At 45.3% G+C, this 14,421-nt stretch carries 10 protein-coding genes; 8 read left to right on the top strand and 2 right to left on the bottom strand.

The genetic code is table 11. The features are described 5' to 3' along the window. The first annotated feature begins 1 nt into the window (after position 1). The 8 genes from ileS to BMX69_RS12355 all read left to right on the top strand — a co-directional run bounded on the left by ileS (position 2) and on the right by BMX69_RS12355 (position 11,990). Positions 2-3,115, top strand: a complete 3,114-nt coding sequence (gene ileS, locus BMX69_RS12390) for an isoleucine--tRNA ligase (protein ID WP_100042498.1) — start codon at positions 2-4, stop codon at positions 3,113-3,115. A gap of 21 nt (positions 3,116-3,136) precedes the next feature. Then, positions 3,137-5,599: a glycogen/starch/alpha-glucan phosphorylase gene (locus BMX69_RS12385; RefSeq protein WP_054790851.1), complete on the top strand. Its 2,463-nt coding sequence runs from the start codon at positions 3,137-3,139 to the stop codon at positions 5,597-5,599. A 91-nt stretch (positions 5,600-5,690) separates the two neighbouring features. Next, positions 5,691-6,611 carry a SpoIID/LytB domain-containing protein gene (locus tag BMX69_RS12380; RefSeq protein WP_100042497.1) on the top strand — a complete coding sequence of 307 codons (921 nt, stop codon included), beginning with the start codon at positions 5,691-5,693 and terminating at the stop codon, positions 6,609-6,611. A 271-nt stretch (positions 6,612-6,882) separates the two neighbouring features. Then, a complete protein-coding gene (locus tag BMX69_RS12375; protein ID WP_025234244.1) occupies positions 6,883-7,638 on the top strand; it encodes a M23 family metallopeptidase in 756 nt (251 codons plus the stop codon). 204 nt (positions 7,639-7,842) lie between these two features. After that, complete coding sequence (locus tag BMX69_RS12370; RefSeq protein WP_025234243.1) at positions 7,843-8,289, top strand: CBS domain-containing protein; 447 nt, start codon at positions 7,843-7,845, stop codon at positions 8,287-8,289. 382 nt (positions 8,290-8,671) lie between these two features. Then, on the top strand, positions 8,672-10,099 hold the full coding sequence (locus BMX69_RS12365) for an ABC transporter substrate-binding protein (RefSeq protein ID WP_100042496.1): 1,428 nt from the start codon (positions 8,672-8,674) through the stop codon (positions 10,097-10,099). A 72-nt stretch (positions 10,100-10,171) separates the two neighbouring features. Beyond that, positions 10,172-11,155: a carbohydrate ABC transporter permease gene (locus tag BMX69_RS12360; RefSeq protein WP_025234241.1), complete on the top strand. Its 984-nt coding sequence runs from the start codon at positions 10,172-10,174 to the stop codon at positions 11,153-11,155. Continuing rightward, on the top strand, positions 11,148-11,990 hold the full coding sequence (locus BMX69_RS12355) for a carbohydrate ABC transporter permease (RefSeq protein WP_054790850.1): 843 nt from the start codon (positions 11,148-11,150) through the stop codon (positions 11,988-11,990). Before BMX69_RS12360 ends, BMX69_RS12355 begins: the two co-directional genes overlap by 8 nt. Here the strand turns inward: BMX69_RS12355 and BMX69_RS12350 are convergent. Both BMX69_RS12350 and BMX69_RS12345 read right to left on the bottom strand, forming a co-directional pair. Beyond that, positions 11,980-12,894, bottom strand: coding sequence for an AraC family transcriptional regulator (locus BMX69_RS12350; protein ID WP_100042495.1), 915 nt, complete (start codon positions 12,892-12,894; stop codon positions 11,980-11,982). The genes BMX69_RS12355 and BMX69_RS12350 overlap by 11 nt on opposite strands. Positions 12,895-12,966: 72 nt before the next feature. Further along, positions 12,967-14,349, bottom strand: coding sequence for a GGDEF domain-containing phosphodiesterase (locus BMX69_RS12345; protein ID WP_100042494.1), 1,383 nt, complete (start codon positions 14,347-14,349; stop codon positions 12,967-12,969). Positions 14,350-14,421: the final 72 nt, after the last annotated feature.

Genomic DNA, 14,421 nt, shown 5'->3' with positions numbered 1-14,421 from the left:
GATGTACAAGAAAGTCCCTACAGACTTGAATTTTGTAGCAAGAGAAAAAGAGGTAGAAAAATTCTGGGAAGACCATGATATTTTCAGAAAGAGCATGGAAAACCGTAAGGGAGGGGAGACATATCCGTTCTATGACGGTCCCCCTACTGCCAATGGTAAACCCCACATCGGGCACGTATTGACCAGAGTTATCAAGGATATGATTCCAAGATACCGGACTATGAAAGGGTATGACGTTCCCCGTAAGGCAGGTTGGGATACCCACGGACTGCCGGTTGAGCTGGAAGTGGAAAAGATGCTGGGCCTTGACGGTAAGGAACAGATCGAGGAGTATGGCCTGGAGCCATTTATCAAGTATTGCAAGGAAAGCGTTTGGAAATACAAGGGCATGTGGGAGGATTTCTCAAAGACCGTAGGCTTTTGGGCCGATATGGATGACCCTTATGTAACATATGAGAATAATTTTATTGAATCTGAGTGGTGGGCATTAAAGAAAATCTGGGAGAAAGGTCTTTTGTATAAAGGATTTAAGATCGTTCCCTATTGTCCGCGGTGCGGAACTCCCTTATCCAGCCATGAGGTAGCTCAGGGATATAAGGATGTAAAGGAACGCTCCGCCATCGTCCGGTTTAAGGTAAAGGGAGAAGACGCCTATATTCTGGCATGGACCACAACTCCGTGGACCCTTCCTTCCAACGTAGGCTTATGCGTAAATCCTGAAGAGACCTATGTAAAGGTGCAGACAGGAGACTATACCTATTATATGGCAGAGGCTCTGTGTGAAAAGGTTCTTGGAGAGGAATACACGGTTTTAGAGAAGTACACCGGAAAGGACTTGGAATATAAAGAATACGAGCCTTTATTTGACTTCGTAACACCAAATAAAAAAGCATATTATGTAACCTGTGACACTTACGTTACCCTGACTGACGGTACCGGTGTTGTTCATATCGCTCCGGCCTTTGGTGAGGATGACTCCAAGGTGGGCAGAAAATATGACCTTCCTTTTGTACAGCTGGTCAATGCGGCAGGCGAGATGACAGAGGAAACCAAGTGGGCAGGCACCTTCTGTAAGAAGGCGGATCCAATGATATTAAAGGACTTGGAAGAAAGAGGCCTTTTATTCTCCGCGCCTGTATTCGAACACAGCTATCCTCACTGCTGGAGATGTGACACCCCGTTAATCTACTATGCAAGAGAATCCTGGTTCATTAAGATGACGGATGTAAAGGAAGATTTGATCCGCAATAACAATACGATCAACTGGATTCCGGAGAGCATCGGAAAAGGACGTTTCGGCGACTGGCTGGAAAATGTCCAGGACTGGGGAATCAGCAGAAACCGTTACTGGGGAACTCCTCTTAACGTTTGGGAATGTGAGTGCGGACATCAGCATTCCATCGGAAGCATTGAAGAATTAAAGTCCATGTCCCCTAATTGTCCGGAAGACATTGAGCTTCACCGTCCTTATATCGACGCAGTGACCATTACCTGTCCAGAGTGCGGAAAACAGATGAAGAGGGTGCCGGAAGTAATCGACTGCTGGTTTGACTCCGGATCCATGCCCTTTGCACAGCATCATTATCCTTTTGAAAACCAAGATCTGTTTGAGAAACAGTTCCCGGCTGACTTTATTTCTGAGGCCGTGGATCAGACAAGAGGCTGGTTCTACTCCCTCCTTGCCATCTCCACTTTGATTTTCAACAAGGCGCCATATAAAAATGTAATCGTTCTGGGGCATGTCCAGGATGAGAACGGGCAGAAGATGAGCAAATCCAAGGGAAATGCGGTAGACCCATTTGATGCTCTGGATACCTACGGGGCAGACGCCATCCGCTGGTATTTCTATGTGAACAGTGCACCATGGCTGCCGAACCGTTTCCACGGAAAAGCGGTTATGGAAGGCCAGCGCAAATTTATGGGTACCCTGTGGAATACCTATGCATTCTTTGTGCTTTATGCGAATATTGATGAATTTGACCCCACAAAATACAGCCTGGAATACGAAAAGCTTCCCGTCATGGATAAATGGCTTCTCTCCAAGCTGAACACGCTGGTGGGAGATGTGGATGCATTCCTTGCCGGCTATCAGATTCCGGAAGCAGCAAGAGCGCTTCAGGATTTTGTTGACGATATGAGCAACTGGTATGTACGCCGGAGCAGGGAGCGCTTCTGGGCCAAGGGAATGGAGCAGGATAAGATCAACGCTTATATGACACTTTACACAGCCCTTGTCACCGTAAGCAAGGCGGCGGCTCCGCTCATCCCGTTCATGACCGAAGAGATCTATCAGAACATGGTTTGCAGCGTGGATAAGTCTGCACCGGAGAGCATCCATTTGTGCGATTATCCTGCGGCAAATAAAGCCTATATCGATAAGCAGCTGGAAACTGACATGGATGAAGTATTAAAAATCGTAGTCATGGGCCGGGCTGCCAGAAATACTGCCAATTTAAAGAACCGCCAGCCGATTGGCCAGATGTTTGTAAAAGCACCTCATGTACTTCCTGTATTTTACCAGGAAATCATTGAGGAAGAGCTGAACGTAAAAAAAGTGGCATTCACCGATGATGTAAGGGATTTCACATCCTACAGCTTTAAACCCCAGTTAAAGACCGTTGGACCGAAATACGGCAAGCAGCTTGGAGCCATTAAAAAGGCCCTTTTAGAGGTCAACGGCAATGAGGCTATGGATACCCTGAATGAAACAGGCGCTCTCACCTTTACTTTTGACGGAACAGAAGTTGTGCTCACCAAGGAAGACCTTCTTATTGATACCGCTCAGACAGAAGGCTACGTATCCGAAGGCGATAACACCATCACCGTTGTACTGGATACCAATTTAACACCTGAGCTTTTGGCAGAGGGATTTGTCCGTGAGCTGATCAGTAAGATCCAGACCATGCGTAAGGAAGCCGGTTTTGAGGTGATGGATCACATTCTGGTATACAGCAAGGGCAATGAAAAAATTGCCGGTATATTAAAAGACCATGAGGAAGAAGTAAAGAGCGAAGTGCTTGCAAAAGACATCATCCTTGAAACGCCGGCCGGTTATGTGAAAGAATGGAGCATTAACGGTGAAAATGTAACCCTGGGTGTGGAAAAGGTTCAGTAAACGGTTAGGAGGCCTTGTAGAATGAGTATGGGATTTGATAAGGAGATCTTTAAGAAAAGTGTTCTGTTTAACATGAAGAATGTATTCCGCAAGACGGTTGATGAGGCTACTCCGGAGCAGATGTACCAGGCAGTGGCCTATGCAGTAAAAGATGTTATCATAGATGAATGGATCGCAACCCATAAGGCATATGAAGATCAGGATGTAAAAACCCTTTATTATCTGTCAATGGAATTCCTTATGGGCCGCGCTCTGGGCAATAACATCATAAGCATTATGGCTCAGCCGGAAGTAAAGGAAGTTCTTGAAGAACTGGGCTTTGATTTAAACACCATAGAGGACCAGGAGCCGGATCCGGCTCTTGGAAACGGGGGGCTGGGCCGTCTTGCAGCCTGCTTCCTGGATTCCCTGGCAACCCTCGGGTATCCGGCTTATGGCTGCGGCATCCGATACCGGTACGGCATGTTCAAACAGAAAATAGAAGGCGGATTTCAGGTAGAAGTTCCTGACGACTGGCTGAAAAACGGCTATCCGTTTGAGCTGCGCCGCGCCGAATATGCCACTGAGGTAAAGTTCGGAGGCTATGTCAATACCATAAGGGAAAATGGAAGGGAACGCTTTATCCAGGAGGGATATCAGTCTGTCCTGGCAGTTCCCTATGATATGCCCATTGTAGGATATGGAAACAATGTAGTGAACACCTTAAGGATCTGGGACGCCCAGGCCATCAATACCTTCAGTCTGGATTCCTTTGACAGGGGCGATTACCAGAAGGCGGTGGAACAGGAAAATCTGGCGAAGACCATCGTAGAGGTCCTTTATCCCAATGACAACCATTATGCAGGAAAAGAACTCCGTTTGAAACAGCAGTACTTCTTTATTTCCGCCAGTGTACAGAGGGCGGTTATGAAGTACATGGAAAAACATGAAGATATACATAAGTTCTTCGAAAAGACAGTTTTCCAGCTGAATGATACCCATCCCACCGTGGCAGTCCCGGAGCTTATGAGAATCCTTCTTGATGATTACAGCTTAAGCTGGGATGAAGCATGGGAAATCACGACAAAGACCTGCGCCTATACCAACCATACCATTATGTCGGAAGCTTTGGAAAAATGGCCCATTGAGCTGTTTTCCAGACTGCTTCCCAGAATCTATCAGATCGTAGAAGAGATAAACCGGAGATTCCAGCAGAAAATCATGGAGATGTATCCGGGCAGCCAGGAAAAGCTTCGGAAAATGTCCATCGTTTACGATGGTCAGGTCCGCATGGCCAATCTGGCCATTGTGGGAGGCTTCTCGGTAAATGGTGTTGCCAGACTTCATACAGAAATTTTAAAGAACCAGGAGCTGAAAGACTTCTATCAGATGATGCCGGAGAAATTCAACAACAAGACAAACGGCATCACCCAGAGGCGGTTCCTTCTGCATGGAAATCCCCTTTTGGCCGAATGGGTGACAAGAAAGATCGGAAACGACTGGATCACCAATCTGCCTCATATACACCGTCTGGCAATCTATGCCGATGACCCCAGGTGCCGGCAGGAGTTTATGGACATCAAATACCAGAACAAGGTGCGCCTGGCAAAATATATTAAAGAGCATAACGGCATTGAAGTGGATCCCAGATCCATGTTTGATGTTCAGGTAAAGCGCCTCCACGAATACAAGCGGCAGCTTATGAACATCCTGCACGTGATGTATTTGTACAATCAGCTAAAGGATAACCCAAACCTTGATATGGTTCCCAGGACCTTTTTGTTCGGCGCAAAGGCTGCGGCAGGCTATGAGCGTGCAAAGCTGACTATTAAGCTGATCAACGCGGTGGCTGATGTGATTAATAACGACAGAAGCATCGGCGGTAAGATCAAGGTTGTGTTCATTGAGGACTATAAGGTTTCCAATGCAGAAATCATCTTTGCTACGGCAGATGTAAGTGAACAGATATCCACGGCAAGCAAGGAGGCCTCCGGTACCGGAAATATGAAATTCATGTTAAACGGAGCCCTGACCCTTGGAACCATGGATGGCGCCAATGTGGAAATCGTAGAGGAAGTGGGAGCGGAGAACGCCTTTATCTTCGGTATGTCCTCCGACGAGGTGATCCGCTATGAGAACGAGGGCGGATATAATCCCATGGAGATTTTCAACAACAACTACGAGATACGCAGGGTGCTGATGCAGTTGATCAACGGCTATTATTCTCCCCAGAACCCGGAACTGTTCCGCGATATTTATAATTCCTTATTAAATACACAGAGCAGTGACCGTGCGGACACGTACTTTATTTTAAAGGATTTCCCATCCTATGCAGAAGCTCAGCGCCGGATCGACCAGGCGTACCGGGATGAAGCGTGGTGGGCGAAGGCTGCCATATTAAATGTTGCAAACAGCGGCAAGTTTACCTCAGACCGAACCATCGAAGAATATGTAAAGGATATCTGGCACTTAGAGAAGGTAAAGGTAGAGCTGGAAGAAGCATAAGATTGTAAAAACGTTCCGGAAGTGATTCCGGGGCGTTTTTTTGCATATATTGAACAAGGGGACAGGAAGATGGAAAGGGTGGTGATTCGGAATGATAAAAAAAGCGGTTATGGCGTGTATTCTTGCGCTGTTGTTTCCATACATAATTACCATGGCATGGACGGGAAAGATCGAGGAGAAGAAGGAGTTCCCCATGATCACCAGCGGTAAGAAGATCATTCTGGACCGGAAAAGCGGAGAATCCTATATGGATGTGGAAGAATATCTTCCCGGCGTGGTGGCTAAGCAGATGCCGGCCGATTATGGCAGGGAGGCTTTAAGGGCCCAGGCGATCATTGCCCGGACATACATCTACGGAAAAATGAACGGGCAAAATGAAGTGAAAGAATCGGAACTTCACATGGAGTATCTGGAGGAACAGCAGATGGAAAAGCTGTGGGGAAGCGAATCCTTTGTTGCCAGCTATCAGGCAGTGGAAAACGCAGTCCGGTCTACCAGGTCGATGGTCATGATGTATGAAGGGAAGCTGATCGATCCCTTATTCCACCGGGCAAGCACCGGAAAGACCAGAGCAGGAGATGAAAACCATCCGTATTTGCAGGAGGTTGCATGTTCCAGGGATGTGGAAGCGGAAGGTTTTCTCACTATGGCTGCATATAAAAAAGAAGATTTTGCGGAAAAAATCAATCAGATTTCCGGCGGCGTACCTGTGAAGGCAGATCAGATTCCGGGAAGCATCCAGATCGTACTCCGGGATGAGGGGGGATATGTGGGGCAGATCCAGATTGGTACCAAGGTATATACGGGAGAGGAAATTCAGCGGGTTCTGGGACTTCCTTCCGCAGCCTTTCGTTTTGAAGAATATGAAGAGGGAATCCGGGTGGTCTGCCAGGGAATTGGGCACGGATATGGCATGAGCCAGTTTGGAGCCAGGTGCAAAGCAGAGGAAGGCTGGACGGCGGAACAAATTCTTCCTTATTTTTATAAAAATATTGCTTTAAATTCCGAATAAATAATAGGTATTCTATCTTTCGTGTGCCTGGGGGGCTCCTCACATTTGCAATAATCGTTATGCCAGCTGCGGAATGGAAACATATTCCAGATGCATGGAAACAATAACAACACTGTGGCAGCAGTTGGAATTATGAAATTTATTGGATAATATTTGTAATGAGCACTGTAGTTGCAGGGGGTACAGTATCACTACAACATATTTGAAAATTTTTCTTTTATTTCTGAATAACTCTTTCACTCTTGGTAAGAATATTATCGAGGTGATAAACGTGAAGGAGAAAATAAGTCAATTGTTCAAGGATAAAGTATTCCTTGTCCTGTTGGTTCTAGGCCTGCTGACTATAGTAGCTGCAGCAGGAGTAATTACCATTCAAAGAGGAAATGGTGGAGGAGAAAGCCCTTATCTGCAAGTACCGGATCAGAGCAATATGATTGTTGAAGAATCAGTCCCCCAAGAAACACAAGTGGCAGTTGCAGGAGACTCCAATGCAACGATGGAAGAGGAAATGCAGGTGGCTGATTCCAATAAAGCCTCTGCAGCTCAGGAAACACAGGCTCCGGCAGTAAAGACCGGAACAGACAAAAGCGCGGCAACGTCTCTGGTACTTAATTTTAATGATGCAACCAGAATGACCTGGCCAGTACGCGGAAATGTCATTTTAGACTACAGCATGGACACCACAATCTATTTTCCGACTCTGGACCAGTATAAATGCAATCCAGGGCTTGTGATCCAGGGAGATGTAAGTACTCCTGTTGTGGCTCCTGCCAATGCAAAAGTTGAAAAAGTCGGCTCCAATGAAGAAATCGGAAGCTACGTTGTCTTAAATATGGGCAACAATTATACAGCTATCTGCGGACAGTTAAAAGAGCTGCAAGTTGTAGAAAATGAATATATCAAAGAAGGTCAGGTCTTAGGCTATGTAGCCGAGCCTACCAAATATTATTCCGTGGAAGGCGCCAACGTATACTTTGAATTGACTCATAATGATAAGGCTATTGATCCCCTTGATCAAATGCAGTAAGCCGAAAAGAGGAAATCTCAGGAAAAAGTTATAAAAAAATAATAAAATGTTCATACGTGATTAAGAGTCATCTGCTATACTATAACCGATCAGTCAAATACCCGCAGCAAACTGTGGAATATTTGACCCCGTGGGCAGCCGCCAAAGTCAGGTTCGCTTGACCTTGGCTTGTTGCCTTCACGAGAATCAACGGGGAGTGTGGCTATGAACATTTTATTTTTTTTAACACCTAAGAATGAGGTGGCTTATATTTTTGAGGATGATTCTCTGCGCCAGGCGCTAGAGAAGATGGAGTATCACAAATACTCTGCAGTGCCCGTTATAAACAGACGGGGAAAATATGTAGGAACAATCACGGAAGGGGACATGCTTTGGGGAATCAAGAACAAATTCAATCTTAACTTAAAGGAAGCGGAGCAGGTAACGGTGGCGGCCCTTGACAGAAGGTCAGATAACCGTCCCGTATATGCGGATTCCAATATGGAAGATTTGATCGATAAGGCATTAAACCAAAATTTTGTGCCTGTTGTAGATGACCAAAAGAATTTTATCGGGATCATTACCCGCAAGGATGTCATTCGTTATTTTTATAACAAGTCCCTGGAGGTGCAGCAGCCGGTGACAAACTGTCAGACTGCAGCTATTCAATAAAAACAAAAAAGCATTTTCCGCCAAATTCCGGCAGAAAGTGCTTTTTTTAATTTAAAAATACCTTTCGAATCCTCGAATTTTGAAATCTATTGAAATTCATCGCATTTCTTGCTATAAGAAAAAAGTAAAAAATAAGAACCTTAAGGACAAAATAAATATAGAAAGTAATAAAAATAGAGATTAATAATTATAAATACACAAAAAATTACATTGGATAAAAAAATACCTCCATAAACTAAAACAATAATTTCATGCTAAAAAGCAATTTCTGTACATTGAAAAGCAAGATTTGTAAGGCGAAAAGACATCTTGTATGATACACTGAATTTACAAGTCAACACAGAAAGTTTTTTGCAGATTATGAAAAGGAGGAGGAATAAACATGAAAAAACGGTTTATTATGCTGGCAGGTGCGTTTGTGCTGGCAGGAGTGCTATCGGGATGCAGCGGCGGTGCAAAAAGCGGATCCGCGGAAACGGGGGCAAAGAACGAATCTACAGAAACGGCAGCAAAGAGCGAATCCACGGAAAAGGCAGAAACGTCGGAACCTGGAAAAAAGGTGATCAATGTCTGGGCATTTACGGATGAAGTGCCTAAAATGATCGAAAAATACAAAGAATTGCATCCGGATTTTGATTATGAAATCAATCCTACGATCATTGCCACAACGGACGGTGCTTATCAGCCGGCACTGGATCAGGCACTGGCGGCAGGCGGGACCGATGCACCGGATCTGTATTGTGCAGAAGCCGCATTTGTACTTAAATACACGCAGGGAGATGCCGGCCGATATGCGGCTCCCTACGAGGACCTGGGAATCGACGTTGCCGCAAAAGTGAAGGAAGCGGATATCGCCAAGTATACCATGGACATAGGATCCAATCAGGATAGCAAGCTGGTTGCCTTAGGATACCAGGCGACTGGCGGCGCATTTATCTATCGCCGTTCCATTGCAAAGGATACTTGGGGAACCGATGATCCGAAGGAAGTCGGCGCTAAATTGGGAGCGGGAAGCAATAGCTGGGATTCATTTTTCAATGCTGCAAATGATTTAAAAGCCAAAGGCTACGGGATCATATCCGGTGACGGTGATCTGTGGCACGCAGTGGAAAACAGTTCTGATACAGGCTGGATCGTGGATGGCAAGCTGAATATTGACCCGAAACGGGAAGAGTTTTTGGATCTGTCTAAGAAGCTGATGGATGGAGGACTTCACAATGATACCAGAGACTGGCAGGATGCCTGGTTTGCGGACATGAAGGGCCAGGGCTCTAAACCGGTTTTAGGCTTCTTTGGTCCGGCATGGCTGATCAACTATGTGATGGCTCCTAACTCAGGCGGCGAAAAAATCGGAGAAGGAACCTTTGGTGACTGGGCGGTATGCGAATCTCCTATCGGCTTTTTCTGGGGCGGTACATGGGTAATGGCAAATAAAGACTCTGAGGTGAAAAAAGCGGTTGGTGATATTATCCAGTGGATCACCCTGGAAACTTCCGAAAACGGCTTGCAGTACATGTGGGCAAACGGTACTATGAATGATGCAGGAACAAAGGACACCGTAGCTTCCGGTACAGTTATGGCCAAATCCGACGGCTCCATTGACTTCTTAAACGGACAGAATATGTTTGACGTATTTGTTCCGGCAAATAAGTATGCAAAGGGTACGAACCTGACACAGTACGATGAAACCATTAACATGTATTGGAGAGATCAGGTACGGGAATACACCGCAGGAAACAAGAGCAGAGAACAGGCGATTAAGGATTTCAAACAGCAGGTAGCAGATAATCTGGATATCACCGTTGAATAAATAATTTTGAGCGGGCAGGAGGGGAGGCTCTTTCTTCTTGTCCGCCCGATTGCGTTGAATGGAGGAACTTACATGAAACGAAAACATTCTGGTTATGCGAAATGGGGATACATATTCTGTCTGCCCTTTACCATTGCATTTCTTATTTTCACTTTATATCCGATTATTTTTACTACTGTTATTGGATTTACGGATTGTAAAGGATTGGGTACGGTAAAGTTTCATTTTCTGGCGGACGATCCATTTTTAAACTTTAAGAACATATTGGCAAATCCCTCGTTCCAGAAGTCATTTCGGAACACTTTAGGCATGTGGATATGCAACTTTATCCCTCAGATAGGTCTGGCCCTGCTTTTAACGGCGTGGTTTACGGATAACCGGAATCACATCAAAGGAAAAGGACTGTTTAAGGTATTGTTTTATATGCCAAACATTATCACTGCAGCTACCGTCGCCATTCTGTTCAACGCCCTTATCGGCTATCCCATGGGACCGGTCAATGATATTTTAATGACCTTAGGGATTACGGACCAGCCAATTAATTTTCAGGTCAACAAAGCCGTGGCAAGGGGAAGCGTATCATTTATTCAGTTCTGGACGTGGTATGGCTATACCATGATTATTTTGATATCCGGCGTACTGGGAATCAGTCCTGAAATCTTTGAATCCGCAGAGGTAGATGGGGCAAACCGGATTCAGACCTTTTTCTATATCACGATTCCTAACTTAAGGACCATTCTGCTGTTTACATTGGTGACCAGTTTGATCGGTGGCTTACAGATGTTCGATATTCCGAAACTGTTTTTACTTGGCGGACCGGACAATGCCACTTTAACCACCAGCGTATTTATCTATAATCAGGCCTTTAGCGGCAGTTACTTATACAATCGGGCTTCCGCCGCCAGTATGATCATGTTTGTGATCATTTGCGCTGCATCTGCAATTTTGTTTTTTGCAATGAGGGATAAGGACGAAGCAGAATTGGAGAAGCTGACCAAACAGCAGGAACGGGAATATAGGAAAATGCAGAAGGAACGGAGGAAATCACATGAATAAAAAGCGCAGCTCATTGATATTGAAAGTCATTATTTACGTGGTATGCATTTTCCTTGCAATTTTAAGCATTGCCCCGTTTTACATTATGGTGATCAATGCCACCCGTTCTACGGTACAGATACAGCAACACGCAATTTCGCTTCTTCCTTCTACTTATATGATGAAGAATATAGCTATTTTGTTGGGAAAAAGTTTTAATCCTGCCAATGGTTTTTTGAATTCCCTTATCATTTCCACAGGAGCAACTCTTTGTGCGGTGTATTTTTCCAACATGACCGCATACGGGCTGGTGGTGTACAACTGGAGATTCCGCAAACCATTTTTCAGCTTTATCATGGCAATTATGATGGTTCCGGCCCAGATTACGATGATCGGTTTCTACCAGATGGTTTACCGGATTCATATGACGAACAATTTCCTCATGCTCATATTACCGGCTATTGCCTCTCCTGCTATGGTGTTCTTTATGAGGCAGTATATGCTGCCTTCTTTGTCACTGGAAATCATTCAGGCTGCCCGCATTGATGGGGCAGGGGAGTTCTATATCTTTAACCGGATTGCTATGCCGATTATGAAACCGGCCATTGCAACACAGGCGATCTTCTGCTTTGTGTCCAGCTGGAACAACTTGTTTACCCCTCTGGTGCTTTTGACGGATCAGAAGAAGTATACCATGCCCATTATGGTAAGCCTGCTTCGCGGGGATATTTATAAGACAGAATATGGCTCTGTTTATATGGGGCTGGCTTTGACGGTGCTGCCCCTGATTGTGGTTTATCTGCTTCTTTCCCGTTACATAATTTCCGGTGTTGCTTTAGGTGGCGTTAAGGGATAGACGAAAGGGAAAATAGGCTGCGAAACTCGGTGGGATTGTATTTTGTATACTTCTTAAAGCACCGGCTAAAGGAGGCCGGATTGTTGAATCCGGTTTGGAAGGCGATTGAGGTGATCGATTCGCCGGTCAATAACATTTCCTGAGCCGCCTGAATGCGTTTGCGGCTTAAATAGTCATAAAAAGTAGAGTTGGTATGTTCTTTAAACAGGCGGGAAAAATGGTATTTGGAAAAGCCTATGTGGGCGGCCATTTTTTCTAACGTTAAGTTCTCCCCGTAATGGGCGTCAATGTAGGACAAAAGGCCTGTGAACTTCTGGTAATACTCATAATGTTTTTCTTGAGAGGTTTGTGAATTGGCGGAGAGGGCATGATAGTACTCTCCGCCGATTGTCGTTAAGATGTTGATCAGGATCGCATAAATAGAATATTCCCAAAAGATCCCGCCTGGAAAATAGATGTCGTTGATCTCCATGAAACCGGAATAGATCCGTTCATAAATCCGGCTATGGTTTTGCTTGTTCATAAGGCAAGGTTCTAACAGAACCACATCCAAAAAGGAGGAATCGTAAAAACTGGACAGTGGTTCCATGTTGAACATATAAATGAAGCGGGAACCGCTGGTAGCCGGAAGGATCTCATGGATGGAAAAGCGGGGGATAAAGAGAATGTCGCCCGGATGTAAGGTGAAGGATTTTTTGTTGATGATGACGGTATAGTCACATTCCACGGGTATGAGAATTTCCAGTGCACTATGCTGGTGAGGCGCGTATCCTTCCATTTGAATGTTATGCCAGATACGGATATTGGAATTAAGGGAATATTCAACGTTTTCTAACAGGCCTTCCACTTGTCTGCCCTGGAAGGAATGGTCTTCGGGCCGTTGGTAGTATGCGGATTTGGTCATATGGAGTTTCTCCTTCCTGTATGCCGCTGTTTATGTAATATTACTGAATTTTTCTGAGTTTCTACTGGAAGATTAGTTTAGTTTCCCCATTTTTTCCTTTTCCTCTGCTAAGAGCTGATGGGACTTTGTTAAGGAAGTGCCGAGGATTTTTAACAAAGTGCCTTTTTCCAGGGTAGGAGAATAGTAAAACCCCTGCTGATAATTGCAGCCGGCTTCCGAAAGTATTTGGTTCTGGTTTTCCGTTTCCACGCCTTCGGCAATGATGGTCATATCAAGATCTCTTGCCATCCGGACCAGCCCTTCAATGACGGACCGGGACCTTGGATTCGTCTCAAGCTGCCATACGAACAGGCGCTCAAGCTTTAAGGTATCCACTGGAAGCTCCAGAATTGAGGAGATTCCGGAGTGGCCGGAACCGAATTCATTGAGGATGATCTCCACGCCCATTTCCTGCAATTGCTGAAGGGTCACGTTGATGTTTAAATAAGCCATGGTCAGGGCACTTTCCTGGATCTCCAGGGCAAGCTTTCCCTCAGGTATGTGATAGATATCCATCATGCGCTTCACTTCGTCAAGGAAATCTTCCTGTAAAAAAAGAACGGGAGAAATGGGAAGAGCAATGGATTCAAATTCGCAGCCAGCTTCCAGCAGCCCGTGGATGCACTGGGCTGCTTTTTCCAGCGCATAATATTCAATGGCCCGGATCTGCCCGGAATCCTCTGCAACAGGAAGAAATTCGCTGGCTCCGATCATCCCAAGGCCTTTAATAAAGATGCGCATATAAAGCTCTGCCCGGGTAAAGGTCCCCGTATCAATTTGAAGAGTAGGGCGGTAACGAACCTCCACCTCTTTTTTTTTCAGGGCTGTCTTTAGATAAAGAGCAATGGTCTGGCGCCGCTGCAGCTGTTTCTGCAAAACGCTGTCAAAGACGACCGCCTGATTTGGACCTCCGTCTTCCGCCTTTATAACGGCCAGATCCAGACACTTTAACATCTGGTCCGGAGAAGCGGCGTGTCCGGGATAGGTGCAGATGCCCATCTGTGCGGAACATAAGCAGTCGGTACCGCTGACTTTCCAGACATGGTCAAACCTACCGGCAATCGTCTCAGCAAGCTCATAAGCCTGTCCCTGGGTATATTGTTCCAGTATGATGATATATTCCACACCAATATAATGGTAGACTTCTTTTCCTGTCACTTCTTTTAAATAGGTAAGGATCTGTTCCAGAAGGTTTTCACAGTATTCATAACCAAATACCTGGTTTAGCCGTTTAAAATTCTCTATGTGAAGCTTTAGCACAGCGCCCCGTTCCATAGAGCTCATTACCAGGCTCAGATGCTTTAAACAGGCTTCTCGTTCCGGTTTGCTCTCTAATAAAGTATCTTCTATTACCTGGCTTTTGGTCTCTGTCTCTGTTTGAAGGGGCAGAGCTGTTTTTTTTCTAAACCAATTCATATGGATTTCCTCCCTTTTATCGGCCATTTGATTTTATTGTATTATAAAAGCATAGTGAAATCAAGAAATAAT

It is taken from the genome of Lacrimispora sphenoides JCM 1415, assembly GCF_900105615.1.
Taxonomy (GTDB): domain Bacteria; phylum Bacillota; class Clostridia; order Lachnospirales; family Lachnospiraceae; genus Lacrimispora; species Lacrimispora sphenoides.
The sequence above is the reverse complement of the archived record's forward strand: the minus strand, read 5'-3'. Positions and strand labels throughout refer to the sequence as shown.